This window comes from Streptomyces sp. NPDC054863, from assembly GCF_053610825.1.
On the sequence record NZ_JBSGZD010000192.1, the window covers coordinates 1 to 15,063 of the forward strand.

Here is a 15,063-nt window from a genome sequence, read left to right on the forward strand (position 1 = left end):
CCGTACAACTGGCCGAGCGGCTGCGCACCGGGCTCGAACTGCCCCTGACCGGCCTGGACATCATGGAGTCGCGCACCCCGCGCGCACTGCTGACGCTCCTGGACACCCGTGCGGCAGCACGGGACGCGGCGCCGACCGCGGCGCCTGTCGTACGGTCCGTGAAGCGACGCGTCACCAAGCCCGGGACGGTCCTGGTGACCGGCGGAACGGGCGGCGTCGGCGCCTTCGTCCTGCGCGAACTGGCCGCCCTCGGCAGGCCGGTCCTCGCACTCGCCCGCCCGGAATCCGCGCACCTGGTGGCCGGGGACGGCGTCGAGGTACTGGCGGGCGACCTGAGCGACCTCGAAGGGCTGCGGGACGCGGTCGCCGGTGCGGACGCCGTGATCCACGCCGCCTGCACCTTCACCCGGCCCGAGGTCGACGTGGCGGCGATGCGGGCGATGGTGGAGGCGTGGAACAGCGGCCCCTTCGTCTTCGTCAGCAGCGTCGACGCGTACGGACACCCGGCGGACGCACAGGTGGCGGAGGAGGCCCCGTCCCGGCAGCCGCTGAGCCCGTACGGCCAGGCCAAGGTCGACTGCGAGTGCATCCTTTTGCAGGCCGCGGGCACCGGTGGGCGCGGCGGCGCGAGCGCCGTCCGCTCCCCCCTCGTGTGGGGCCCGCACGACCGGCTGCGCGACCAGTTGCGGTGGGGGGCCACCGGGTTGCTGTACCAGGCGGCCCGCAACAGCACCCCGATCACCCTGCCCTCGCCCGGCACGGCAGGCCACGAGTGGTACGGCGCACCGTGGGTGCACGCGGCTGCGCTGGCCCGCGCGGTGACCGCGTGTCTCGACACCCCGGTGCACGGCGTGGCCAACGCCGTGAGCGGCCACGTCGGCTGGCCGGAGCTCACGGACGAGCTGCGGAGGCTGCTGGGCAGCGACAGCACCGTACGGTCGGGTGCAGAGGTGCACCCGGACCTCGACCACCACTGGCACTACCGGGCGGAGCGGCTGGCTTCCGCGCTGCGCCCGAGGCCGGGCGAGGGCGAGGACTTCCGTACGGTGCTGGCGGAGATGGTCACACCTGTCACAACCTGACCACTGTCTGACCCTTATTGACAGAATCCGACATGCTGATCAATCATCCGGTGGAAGGCCGGACCGGTCGACGGTGCGGCTCTTGCTTCTCGTTCGTACGGCCCGGCGGCTCCCCCAGAGTGGAAGAGTTGGCCTTGACCGCGAACCAGAAGCCCCGCCGATCCTCGCGTGCGTCCACGACCGAAGTCGCGGCTGCGGACTCGGCCGAGTCCGCGGCCGGATTCACGGCGCCGCCGTCCTCCGCACAGCAGCGGCTGTGGTTCCTGGCGCAGATGCAGGGCGCCGGCGAGGCGTACCACACACCCCTGGCCGTGGAACTGCGGGGCGAGCTCGACCGCACGGCGCTGGGCCGGGCGCTGGACGCGCTCGTCGCCCGGCACGAGGTACTGCGCACCCGGCTGATCGCCGTGGCGGGGTCTCCCGTCCAGCAGGTCGATCCGCCGGGTGCGGGTTTCCCGCTCTCCGTACGGGACCTTTCTGCGCACCCCCGCGCCGAGGAGCAGCTCGCGGAGGTGCAGCGGGAGATGGCAGGCGCGCCGTTCGACCTGGCGACGGAGCACCCGGTGCGGGGCTGCCTGGTGGTCTTGGGGGCGGACCGGCACGTCCTTCTTCTGACGCTGCACGACATCGCGGCGGACGATCGGTCGACGGGGATCCTGCGGCGCGAGATCGGCATCCTCTACGCGGCCTTCGGAGGTTCCGGGGACGGCGTGGGCGACCCGCTGCCCGCGCTGCCCGTCCAGTACGCCGAGTACGCCGCCCGGCAGCGGGAGTGGCTGGCCGGCGACGCGGCGGCCCGGCAGGGCGCCTACTGGCAGCAGACCCTCGCCGACGCCCCCGCACTCCTGGAACTGCCCACCGACCGGCCCCGCCCTGCCGAGCAGGACTTCCGGGGCGGGCAGGTGCCCGTCCACTTCGACGAGGAGCTGACCGCCGCGGTCGGGGAGTTCGCCCGGCGCAACGGCTCCACGGCCTTCATGGCCGTCCTCGCGGGCTGGGCCCTGGTGCTTTCGCGGCTGGCGGGCGGGCACGACGTGGTGATCGGCACGCCCATCGCCCACCGCGGGCGCACCGGGCAGGAGGGTCTGGTCGGCCCCTTCGTCAACACGCTGGCGCTGCGCACGGACCTCTCCGGGGACCCGACGTCGGACGAACTCCTGGGGCGCGTGCGCGAGGTGACGCTGTCCGCCCGGCTCCACGCGGACCTGCCGTTCGAGCAGGTCGTCGATCTGGTCAAGCCGCCGCGGAGTCTGGGCCGTACGCCGCTGTTCCAGGCGGTGCTCGCCTGGCAGGACGACGAGCCCGAGGGCCGGGAGGGCGCGTGGGAGCTGCCCGGCATCGATGTGACGCCGCGTCAGTCCGCCTGCACACCAGCGAAGTTCGACCTGACCCTGTCGCTGGCCGAGGCCGGGGGATGCATCACCGGCACCCTCGACTTCGCCGTCGCCCTCTTCGACGACACGACCGCGCAACGGTACGGACGTCATCTGCGCCGCGTCCTGGAGCAGATGACCGCCCGCCCGGACCTGCCCGTCGCCGAGCTGACGCTCCTCGACGAGCAGGAGCGCAAGCAGCTCCTGTTCGACTTCAACGACACCCACCTCCCTGCGACCGGGACCGGCCTGGTCGAGCGCTTCGAGGCGCAGGTGAGGGAGCGCCCCGGGCAGACCGCCTTGGTGCACCTGGGCGAACGGCTCGACTACGCCGCCCTGGACCGGCGCGCCAACCGGGTGGCGCACGCGCTGATCGCCCGCGGAGTGGGCACCGACCGGGTGGTCGGGCTGCACACGGACCTCTCCGTGGACATGGTGGTGGGCATCCTCGGCGTGCTCAAGGCCGGCGGCGCTTACCTGCCGATGGATCCGGCGCTGCCCACCGAGCGGCTGGCGGGCATGGTGGCGGACTCCGGCGCGGTGCTGGTGCTGAGCAATGCGGCCACTGCGGCGGACGGATGGCTGTCGCTGGCCGAGGTCGAGGCAGAGACCTCCGCACCCGTCGCCCCCGCCGTCGCCGTCCGCCCCGAAGATCTGGCGTACGTGATCTTCACCTCGGGTTCGACCGGCCGCCCGAAGGGGGTGGCCGCCACGCACCGGGGCATCCTCAACCTCCTCGACTACTGGCAGCACGAGTTCGGTGCGACGCCCGGGCTGCCGTCGGCGATGTGGCCCTCCTTCTCCTTCGACGCCTCGGTGCAGGAGTTGCTGCTGCCCCTCACCACCGGCGGTGTCCTGCACCTGGTGCCGCAGGGCGTGCGCGAGGACCCCGAGGCGCTGGTGGGCTGGCTGGCCGAGCACCGCGTCGTGGACGTGCTGCTGCCGCCCGCCTTCGTCAAGTGGATCTGCGAGGCGCCCGAGAAGCGGCTCGAAGGGCTTGCGCTGCGCTGTGTGCGCACCGGGTTGCAGCCGCTGCCCGAGGACAGCCTCCACCGGATGGAACAGGCCCTGCCGGGGCTGCGCGTCCTCAACGGTTACGGGCCCACCGAGACCGCGCTGTACTGCACCGCCTACCTGGGCCCGCGCCCGCTCGCCCGCCAGGCCCCGATCGGCAGGCCGGTGGCCAACATGCGTACGTACGTCCTGGACGAGCGGCGCGAGCCGGTGCCGATCGGCGTGATCGGCGAGCTGTACATCGCCGGTGCGGGCCTGGCGCGCGGCTATCTGAACAGTCCGGAACTCACCGCCGAGCGGTTCGTGGCGGACCCCTTCGTGCCCGGTGAGCGCATGTACGGCAGCGGGGACCTGGTCCGCTGGCTGCCCGAGGGCGAGCTGCTGTACGTGGGACGCCGCGACCACCAGATCAAGCTGCGCGGGTTCCGGGTGGAGCCGGGCGAGATCGAGGCCACGCTGCTCGACGAGCCCGGCGTGGTCGAGGCGGCGGTCCTCACCGATCTGGACGCGAGCGGCGAACCGTATCTGGTGGCCGCGATCGGCACGGCGACGGCAGAAGACACCGACACCGCAACCGGCGCCGGCACCGGCACCGGCGCCGAGCCGCGCACCGCCACCGAGTGGAAGGCCGCGCTCGCCCGGCGACTGCCGAGCCACATGATCCCGGCCTTCTACGTCGAGCTGCCGCGCCTGCCGCAGACGCCCAACGGCAAACTCGACCGCACCGCCGTGCTGGAGCTCTCCCGGGCCGCCCGCCCGGCCCAGGTCAACCAGGCCAGCCCGCGCGACCACATCGAGCTGACGCTCTATCAGATATGGCAACGGCTGCTGCTGCACCCCGACATCGGCATCCGCGACAGCTTCTTCGACATCGGCGGCACCTCGATCTCCGCGATCAAGCTCGCCCACGCGATCCGCGAGGAGTTCGGCCAGTCCCTGCCGCTGCGCGACCTCCTGCTGCATCCGACCATCGAGGAGCTGGGCGGGCGGCTGCGGCGGGGCGCGGACGGTGCGCCGCCGAGCAACCTCCTCACCTTCCGGCCGGGCGACGGCCGCGCCCACGTGGTCTGCGTGCACCCGGCGGGCGGCACCGCCTTCTGCTACCTGTCGCTGGCCAAGGCACTGCCCGACGCCCTCGGCATCCACGGCATCCAGTCGCCCGGCGTCAACCCCGGCGAGGACTTCCTGCCGACGGTCGACGCCATGGCCGAGTCCTATCTGTCGCTGATCGAGCCGCTGCTCGCCTCGGGCGGGCCGCTGGTCCTCACCGGGCTCTCGTACGGCGGTCTGGTGGCCCACGAGATGGGCCGCCGCCTCGCCGCGGCGGGCCGCGGGGCGCTGAGCGTGGTGCTGCTCGACACCCCTGGCACCGACGACCCGCAGGCGCGGGCCGCGGTCGTGCCGGTGGAGATCGCGGAGTTCCGGGACAAGCTCATCAAGTTCAACGGCATGTACCCGGGCATCGACGACCAGCAGATCGAGCAGTACTTCCACCTCTACAACCACAACCGGCTCACCACGGTCGACCACGAAGCGGCGGACACGACGGCCAGGACCGTCCTGATGCAGGCCGTCGAGGGCGCGACGCAGGAGGAACTGCGGGAGGTCCGCGACTTCTGGCAGCGCCGCACCGCGGGCACGGACGGCACCTTCCGCGTGGAGCCGGTGCGTTGTGGCCACTGGGACATGCTGGAGTCCGCAGAGGTACTGCGGGTGGCGGCGACGATCGAGACCGAGCTGGCCCACTGCGACGAGCAGGCGGACCAGGCGGACGCACGGCAGACAGACACACAGCGGGCAGACGCAGAACAGACAGACGCACAGCGGGCAGACGCAGAGCAGGCGGACCAGGCATGAACGACACCACCCCCCACGAGCCCGCCCGCACCCCCGGCCTCGCCGCGTCCGTACTCGCCCGCGCCCGCAGCCACCCCTCGGCGCCCGCGCTCGTGGACGGTGCGCACCGCCTCGACTACGCGGAGCTGGAGGCGGCCAGTGCGTCCGCCGCAGACGCACTGCACGCGTACGGCGTACGCCCCGGCCAGGCGGTCGCCCTCTGCCTGCCGCGCTCCTGGCAGCTGGTCTGCGTCATGCTCGGCGTGCTGCGCCTGGGCGCGGTGGTCGTACCGCTGGACGCCCAGAGCCCGCCCGAGCGCCGCCGCCACATCCTGACCGACTCGGACAGCGTGCTGGTGGTGTACGGGGCGGATGGCGCGGGCGACGCCGATCAACTGCCGCCCGACGTCGGGCAGTTGACCGTCGACGCACTGCTCGGCCCCACCGCGGACCACCCTGGAACGAACCCGGGCCGCGAGGACCGCACGGGCCCCGAAGGCACGCACCCCTCCTTCCTCTTCTACACCTCGGGAAGCACCGGCCGCCCCAAGGGCGTCGAGGTGCGGGACGCCGGGATCCTGCGCCTCGCCAGGCCCGGGTACCTCCGCGCGGTCGAGGGCGCACGGTTCTCCTGCATGTCCAACCCCGCCTTCGACGCGCTCAGCTTCGAGGTCTGGGTCCCGCTGCTGACCGGCGGCTGCTGCGTGATCCTCGACGACGAGACCGTGCAGACGCCCGAGGTGCTGGCCGCCGAGCTCGAACGGCTGCGCATCGACGTCCTGTTCATCACGGTGGCGCTGTTCAACGCGGTGGTCGACAAGGTGCCGCACTGCTTCTCCGGCATCGGCCAGGTGCTCGTGGGCGGCGAGCAGCTCAACGCGCGCCTGATCACGCGCTGGTACCGGCACAACAGCGCCTCCGAGACCCGGCTGCACAACGTCTACGGTCCCACCGAGGCCACCACGTTCGCGCTTCTCCACCCGATCCCCCGGGACTTCGAGGGCGACGTGGTGCCGATCGGCCGCGCGCTGCCGGGCACCGGAGCACTGCCGGTGGTCGACGGCAGCCGGGTGGCCGAGCCGGGCGAAGTGGCCGAACTCCACCTGTCCGGCGAGGCGTTGGCGGCGGGCTACCGCAATCTGCCCGAGGAGACGGTACGCCGCTTCGTCACCCTGCCCTGGCACGACGGCGGAGCACACCGGCACTACCGCACCGGCGACCTGGTGCGCCGCGACGCCGAGGGCCGCTACACGTACGTCGAGCGCGCCGACCGGCAGGTCAAGGTGCGTGGCTTCCGCATCGAGCCCGGCGAGCTGGAGCGGGCGCTCACCGCCCACCCGGCCGTGCGCCAGGCGTACGTGTGCACCCGGCGCGACGCGCACGGCGTCAACGAGCTGCTGGCCCACCTGGTGCTGGGCGCCGACCTGTCCTACGACGCGTTCGAGGAGCACCTGGCCGCGGGGCTGCCCGCGTACATGCGTCCGCACCGGACGTACCTGGTGGACGAGCTGCCGCTCAACTCCAACGGCAAGGTCGACCGGGAGGTGCTGCTGCGCGACGCCGGCGCGCCCTGGCGGCGGTCCGGTGCGGACCTCCCCGAGCGGGGTGACGCGGCCGAGCTCACGGAGTGGCAGCGCGAGGTGCTCCAACTCGTCGCCGAGATCACAGGAGTTGAGGGTCTGCGTGGCACCGACCGCTGGATAGCGGTCGGCGGCGACTCCCTCAAGGCGCTGCGGCTGCGTTTCGAAGTGCGGGGTCGCTGGGGGGTCGAGCTGCCCCAGGCCCTCGTGCTGCGGGCGGACTTCGCCGAGCTGGCTGCCGCGATCGAAGCGGGCCGCGCCCAGGACCGTGAGGACAACGTTTCCCCCTACCCCCGGCCGGCCGCCCCCGCCGGGGCCCGGTCCGCCCCCGCCACCGCCGAGCAGCAGCGGCTCTGGCTCCTCCAGCAGCAGGACCCCGCCTCCCGGGCGTACCACGTGCCGCTCGTCTTCCGGGTGGAGACGGTGGACGGCGAGGTCGACGCCCGCGCGCTGCGGGAGGCGCTGCGGGGCCTGGTGGTCCGCCACCCGGCGCTGCGTACCGCCTTCGAGGCCGGGTCCGACGGGCTGCGCCAGGTGGTGGGCGAACCGTACGACCCGTGGGTCGAGCCCACCCCGGAGGCCGTCCGCGACGCAGCGGGCCGGTCCGCCTTCACCGCCCGGCTCTTCGACGCCGCCTTCGACCTGGCGCGCGGCGAACTGCTCAGGGCGTGCTGGCTGCCCGGGCCCGGCGGCGGTGAGCTGCTGCTGTCCCTGCACCACATCGCGGTCGACGGCTGGTCGCTCAACGTCCTGTTCGGCGACCTGTCGGAGGCCTATGCCGTCGCGCGGGGCGAACGGCCGCAGGGCCAGGACACCACGGCCGCCCCGACGCCGCTCGACTACGCCGCCTGGCAGTCCGAGTGGTTCACCCGCGACGCCTACCGCACGCAGCGCACCGAACTGCGCGGCACCTACGCGGACTTGGCGGATTCGGGCCGGGAGGACCAGGGCGGCCCCCTGGAGCCGGTCCGCGCACCGGACGGCGCCACCGGACGGCTGCTGCTCACCACGCTCGACGCGGGCCGACGCGCGGCGCTCGACCGGCTCTGCGGCGAGCTCGGCCTCACCCGGTTCCAGGTGCTTCTGGGCGTGTACGCCTGGAGTCTGTACGGAGTCACCGGCCGCACCCGGCTCCGGGTCGCGGCCCCGGTGGCCAACCGGCCGGTGCAGGAGTTCGCGTCCGGGGTCGGCATGTTCGCCAACACGGTGCTGCTTCCCTGCGAGTTGGACGTGCACGAACGGCTGCGCCCGCTGCTGCTGCGGCTCGGCGCCATGTCGCGGGCGGTGCTCGACCGCCAGGACGTGACGCTGGCCGACGCACTGAGCGACGCGTCGGCCGACGGCAGGGGCGGAACCGGGGAGACCCCCTTCGACTTCCTCTTCGTGCTGGAGAACACCGACTTCGGCGCACTGACGCTCCCCGGCTGCCGGGTGCGTCCGCACTGGCCCGAACCGACCGCCGCGAAGTGCCCGTTGACGCTGTCGGTGGTCGAGCGCACCGCACCGGCCGAGGGCTCCGCACCCGCGGACGGCGAGCCGGCAAGCGCGCTCGACTGCCTGTGGGAGTACGACGCCCGCTACTTCGACGCCGGTGAGGTGGCGGCGATGGCGGAGCTGTACCGCGACGGCCTCGACCGTCTCACCGCGGAGGCCGTCGGCCCCTCGCTGGCCGAGCTGGTCGCCCCGTACCGGCAGCAACTGCCCGAGCCCGGCCGTGCGGCCCCGCTGCATCCGGTCTTCACCACCGTCGCCGAGGGGTTCGACCAGCAGGTCCGCCGTACGCCCGACGCACCCGCGCTGGTGACCGGCGAGCGCACCCTGACGTACACCCAACTCGACGCCTACGCGGCCGAGTTGGCGGCCGAGCTGTGCAGTGAGCACCCGCTGCCCGAAGGGGACGGGAGCCCTCGCTGCGTCGCGCTGTACCTCCAGCCGTCGGACACCCACGTGGTGGCGCTCCTCGCGCTGGCCCGGCTCAATGTCACCGCCGTCCCGCTCGACCCCTCGTACCCTCCGGCCCTGCTGCGGCAGATCCTCGCCCAGGTGGAACCGCTCTGCGTGCTGGTGGCCGGCGGCGACACGGACGCGCTCGACGGGATCGCGCCGGACTCGCTGCCGCGCCGCCCGGTCGCGCTCGCGCCACGTCCGCCGTCGGCCGCCTCGCAGTTGCCATACGTGGCCCACGACGGGCCGAGGCCGCTGTACACGCTGTTCACCTCGGGCTCCACCGGCGTCCCGAAGGGTGTGCAGGTGCCCGACCGCACCCTGTGCAACCTGCTGCAGTGGCAGCAGGAGGCGGGCGGCCCTGCGGGGCCCGCCGTCACCCAGCAGTTCTCCATGCTCTCCTTCGACGTCTCCTTCCAGGAGATCTTCAGCACCCTGTGCGGCGGCGGCCGTCTGCACCTGGTGCGCCCGCAGTGGCGGCAGGACGTCCCGGCGCTGCTCGACCAGCTCGAAGCGGCGGGGGCCGAGCGCATCTTCCTGCCGTACGTGGCGCTCCAGCTCCTCGCCGAGCACGGCGTCCGGCTCGGCCGTTACCCCTCGCGGCTGCGCGAAGTGGTCACCGCGGGCGAGCAGTTGCTGTGCACGGACGCGATCAGGCAGTGGTTCGCCGGGCTGCCCGGCGCCCGCCTGTTCAACCACTACGGGCCGACCGAGACCCATGTGGTCAGCGGTCTGTGCCTGGAGGGTGATCCGGCCGGCTGGCCGCAGCGCCCGGCCATCGGCACGCCGGTGGCGGGCGCCTGGCTGCGGGTGGTCGACGCCGCCGACCAGCCGGTACCGCCCGGCCGCCCCGGCCGTCTGCTGATCGGCGGCCCCATGGCCGCCCCCTGCTACACGGGCGACGACCGGCTCAACGAGGACCGCTTCGTCGACCTGCCGGGACTCGGCACCTTCTACCGCAGCGGCGACCTGGCGCACTTCGACCACGAAGGCCTGCTGCACTACCGGGGCCGGGACGACCAGCAGATCAAGCTGAGCGGCCACCGCATCGAACTGGGCCAGATCGAGGCGGCGCTCCTGGAGCACCCGGACATCGTCAATGCCGTGGTCGTACGGGACGACAGCCGCACGGGAGGCGTCCGGCTGGTCGCGTGCCTCCAGACGGGCGACACCGCCACCGCCTTCGACCACGGCGAAGGCCACGAGATGCTGACCCGGCATCTGAGCCCGCTGCTCCCTTCGTACGTACGCGTCGAGCGCTTCCGGGTCCTGGAGCGGCTGCCCCTCACCCCGAGCGGCAAGCTGGACCGGCGCGGGGCGCTCGCCGCACCCGGCGATGAGCTGCACCCGAGGGCCGCCGCCGCACCCCGGCGCTCGGCGCCGCCGGTGCTGTCGGCGCGCGAGGCCCGGCTCACGGAACTGTTCGACGAGGTGCTCGGCCTGCCCGTCCGGCCTGACGAGCGCTTCTTCGACGCGGGTGCGTCCAGCCTCGGCCTGATGCGCTTCCATCTGCGCTGCACCGCCGAGCCCGACCTCGACTTCTCCATCCCCGACCTCTTCGAGCACGTCACGATCCGCCGCCTCGCGGCCTTCCTCGACGGTCAACACCACACGTCCGCAAGGGTGGTTGGCCAACCGTCACCCGCGGTCGACGACCTCGGGTCCGCATCCGAACCGATCGCCGTCGTCGGCATGGCCGTACGCGTGCCGGGCGCCGACGACCTGGCCGCCTTCTGGGAGTTGATACGCACCGGGGGCCGGGGCATCGAGCACTTCGAGGCCGCCGAGGGCCTCGTCGGGGCGCGCAGCCAGATGTCGGAACTGCTGTCGTTCGACCCGGAGCACTTCGGCCTCAGCCGGCAGGAGGCCCGGCTGATGGACCCCCAGCAGCGCCACCTCCTGATGAGCTGCGTGCAGGCGCTGGCCCATGCCGGGATCGCCCCGTCCGGCGGGCCCGAAGGGCAGCGTGCGCGGGGTGAGCGGGTCGGGCTCGTCGCCGCTTGCGGCGAGAACACGTACTTCCAGTCCCTGCTGCGCGAGGCGGATCCCGAGCGGCTGCCCGACGGTTTCCAGCTGGCGCTGCACCACGAGAAGGACTTCCTCACCACCAAGGTCGCCTACCACCTCGACCTGTCGGGACCGGCGTTCACCGTGCAGGCGGCCTGCGCCAGTTCGCTGGTGGCGGTCCACGTGGCGGCGGGGCTGCTGCGGCAGGGCGACGCCGACGTGATGCTGGCGGGCGGGGTGCTCGTCGACACGCTGCTGACCGGCGGTTACGCGTACCGCCCGCAGCACATCTTCTCCGAGGACGGGCACTGCCGCGGCTTCAGCGACGACGCGAGCGGCACGGTCGGCGGGAGCGGCGTGGGCGTGGTGGTGCTCAAGCCGCTGCGCCTGGCGCGACGCGACGGCGACACCGTGTACGCGGTCCTCTCCGGCTCGGCGCTCAACAACGACGGTTCGGGCAAGCTCAGTTACAGCGCGCCGTCACTGACCGGCCAGCGCGAGGTGATCCGCGCCGCGCTGCGCCGCAGCGGCCGTACGAGCGCCGACCTGGGGTACGTCGAGGCGCATGGCACCGGCACCCCGCTGGGCGACCCCGTCGAGGTCGGCGCGCTGAAGCAGGCCTTCGACCTGTCGGGCAGCGACCGGTGTGCGCTGTCCTCGGCGAAGAGCCAGCTCGGGCACCTGGGCGCGGCGGCCGGCGTGGTCGGCCTGGTGCGGGCCGTGCTGGCGGTCCACCACGGGGTGATCCCGCCGCAGGTCGACTTCCGCAGGCTCAACCCGCAGATCGGGTCCGACGCCGCCCCGTTCCACATCCCGACCGAGGCCGCGCCCTGGCCCGCCGGGCGGCCGAGGGTGGCCGCGGTGAGCAGCTTCGGCATCGGCGGCACCAATGCCCACGTGGTGCTCGAAGCGGACGGCGAAGGGGCGCCGACCCGCGCCTCCTCCGTGACGCCGTACTGCCTGCTGCTCTCCAGCAGCAGCAAGCAGGCGCTGCGCGCCGACGCCGCGCGCATCGCCGACCACCTCGGGACCCGGCCCGAGACGTACGAGGAGGTGCTGCGCCACCTCCAGGCGGGGCGCCCGCACCGCCGCTGGCGGGCAGCGGCGGTGTGCACCGACGTGACGGAGGCACTGGCCTGGCTGCGGACGGTCGCGGACGGCGGCACACAGCCGACGGAGACGACCGTGCCCGGTCCCCTTGCGGACCCCGGAGAGGGCGAGGGTTCCGGCGGAGGCCTGCGCGCGGCGGAGCACCCGGCCGCCGCCCTGGTCGAGGCCTGGCTGTCCGCCCGTACCGTCCACTGGGCCGCGGGACCCGCGCAGGCCCCGTGGGACTTCCCGCCGCCCGCCTTCGCGCTCACCGCCTACGACTTCGAGCGTGCCGCCGCGCCGGGGGCCGAGGCCCCGGGTAACGAGGCCCCGGACAGTGCGTGGCCGGAGCGGATCGCCGAGGCCGACTGGCTGCACCAGCCGCACTGGGTGCGCCTGAGCCGGGCCGCCACCGCTCCCCAAGTGGCCTACAAACGCGGCCTGTTGGTCGTGCTGACGGCCGAGCCGTTGCCGCCCGAGGCGCTGCGGCCGTTCGAGACGGTGTACGACCGGGTGGTGGCGGCAGTCGCCGCCGACGGTTTCGCCCGGCTCGCCGACGACGTGTACGAAGTGGACCCCGCCGAACCCGACTCGCTGCGCCGACTGCTCGAAACGCTGACCGGGACGGCGGGTGCGCAGGAGACCGTCGACTGGCTGCACGCCCTGCCGCTCGCGGTCCGGGGCCCGGTCGGCGAGGACTCGCTCGCCCTGGCCCGGTGGGCCTGCCTGGACACTCCTGCCGCGCTGCTCCGCGCGGCGGCCGAGCTGGCGCACCCGGTGGGGCTGCGCCCCTGGTGGCTCTCGTACGGCGCCCACCCCGTCGAAGGACCCGTACAGCGCCCGGAGTTGGGGCTGCTGGCGGGCGCGGCGGAGGTGGCGCCGCAGGAGTGCGCCGTCGACGGACGGTGGCTGGACCTGCCGGGCGACGGGGCGGCCCCCTGGTCCCCGGCCTGGTCGCCCGCGCTGGCGGGCCTGCTCGCCGCGGCGGAGGACGGCGAGGCCGGGGCACCGGTGCCGGACCGTCGGCTCGCGCTCCGGCAGGGGTACTGGTGGCGTCAGGCGCTGTCGCCCGTGCCCGTGGCCGTCCCCGGCCCTGCGACGCCGTCCGTCCTGCCGGACGGCCCCGCGACGTACGTCCTGCTCGGTGGTACGGGCGGCATCGGCCGGGCGCTGGCCGCCTGGTTGCTCGCGGAGTCCGACTGCCGGGTCGTCCTCGTGTCCCGGCAGTCCTCGCAGTCGTGGCTTCCCGAGGAACTCGCGCCGTGGGCGGACCGGGTGGAGCTGGTCGAGGCCGATCTGGCCGTGGCCGACCCCGAAGAGGTCATGGCCCTGCTCGACCGGTGCACCCGGCGGATCGACGGCGTGGTGCACGCGGTGGGCGTGGCGGGCGGTGGGCTGCTGGCCCGGCGCGACCCCGCCGTGCTGCGGTGGACGACGGAGGCCAAGCTGCGCGGTGCGCTGCTGGTGGAGAGGCTGATCGAGCGGCACGGTCCTGCCTTCGCGGTGTACTGCTCGTCGATGTCGGCGCTGTTCGGCGGCATCGGCCAGTACGACTACGCCGCCGCGAACGGCGCTCTCGACGGCTTCGCCCGCCACAGTTCCGGTGCGGGCGAGAGCACGTTGCGCATCGCGCTGGACTGGGACATCTGGCGCGAGGGCGGCATGGCCGAACGCGCCCTGCACGCGGACGCCCGCCATCAGGCACACCTCGCGGTCGGTCTGACGGCCGAGGAGGGGCAGCGGCTGTTCGCGCGGGCGCTGCACCTCCAGCTGCCCCACCTGCTGGTGTCCACCACGGACATCGAACAGGCTCCCGCCTTCTACGCCGGACCTGCCGCCCCGGCGAAAGAGGCACCGGAGGTGCCTGCCGGACGCGACGGCGGCGCCGCCGACGACGACGTGGCCGCCCGCCTCTCCGGCTGGCTCTGCCAGTGGCTGGGACTCGCCGAGGAAGAACTCGACCCCGGGGCCTCCCTGTACGACTACGGCGCCGACTCCCTCACCATGATCGACCTCATCGTCAAGGTGGAGGAGCAGTACGGCGTGAGCCTCGAACTCTCCCGCCTCAGCCACCGCGTCAGCCTCGACGAGCTCCTGACGCACCTCCGCGTGGAAGCCCCCCAGGGCTCCCATGATCCCCAGGATTCCCAGGGCCCCCGTGGGGAGCAGGTCGCGCTGGAGGTGTGGCAGGAGGGCACCGGCTCCGACCTGGTGTGCCTGGTCCATCCGGTGGGCGGTGACATCCAGGCGTACCGCGACCTGGTGTCGGCGCTCGACCCGGCCCTCACGGTGTGCCTGATCGCGGACCCGGCTCTTCGTGACCCGGTTCCGCACCACCCCGAGGTGGTGGCGGTCCCCGATCCGGCCTGGTCGCTCATGGAGCGCGCCCGGCACTACCACGACGCGCTCCAGGCGCGTTTCCCGCACGGCGAGTGGCGGTGGCAACTGGCGGGCTGGTCCTTCGGCGCCTGGGTGGCCCACGCCATGGCGGCCGAGGCCGAGGCGGCGGGCCGTCCCGCCGAGGGGCTCCACCTGCTGGACCCGCCGCCGCCGGGCTCCGGGCCGCGCTTCCTCACGTACGACGAGGCGGGGATCGAGGCGGTCTTCGCACACGAGCTCGACCAGGGCAGGGAAGGCGGTCAGGGCGACCGGGCCTCCGGCCAGGCCGGGCCCAGCGCGGGGGCCCAGGCCTACGCCGAGCGGCTCGCACGCTGCTGCCGGGCCAATCTCACGGCCCTGGCACCGCACGAACTGCCCGGCCTGGCGGGCACGCCCGCCCACCTCTGGCTGGCGAGCCGCCCGGTGGCGGGCCTCCCGGAGCCCGTCTCCCCCGACGATCAACTGATCGCCTGGAAGGGCGAGTTGCCGCTCCTCGAAGTCAGCAGGGCACTCGACACGACGCACTACGGCATCGTCCGCCCGCCGCATGCGCGCACGATCGCCGACGCCGTGAACGCGGCGGCGTCCCTTCCCGGACCTGCCGGGTAAGGGACGCACCGGCCGTCGAACGGAACCGGCCGGCCCCCGGGGCTTCCCCCCGGGGCCGCCGGGCCGCGAAGACCCCGGGGGTACGGCGCCCACACGTGGGGTCCCGGCAGGGCCGCGACCGGGGCCCCCACCCCGGCCGGGCGGGCGGGG

General features: G+C 73.8%; 3 protein-coding genes. All 3 read left to right on the forward strand.

Features of this window, described 5'->3' with window-relative positions; genetic code table 11:
- A partial coding sequence (locus ACWGIG_RS27045; protein ID WP_453324279.1) for an NAD-dependent epimerase/dehydratase family protein occupies window positions 1-1,082 on the forward strand: 1,082 nt, incomplete at its 5' end.
- A gap of 134 nt (window positions 1,083-1,216) precedes the next feature.
- Window positions 1,217-5,326 (forward strand): non-ribosomal peptide synthetase, encoded by a 4,110-nt coding sequence (locus ACWGIG_RS27050; protein WP_453324280.1) that lies wholly within the window; start codon window positions 1,217-1,219, stop codon window positions 5,324-5,326.
- Complete coding sequence (locus tag ACWGIG_RS27055; protein ID WP_453324281.1) at window positions 5,323-14,913, forward strand: amino acid adenylation domain-containing protein; 9,591 nt, start codon at window positions 5,323-5,325, stop codon at window positions 14,911-14,913. Before ACWGIG_RS27050 ends, ACWGIG_RS27055 begins: the two co-directional genes overlap by 4 nt.
- Window positions 14,914-15,063 lie beyond the last annotated feature (150 nt).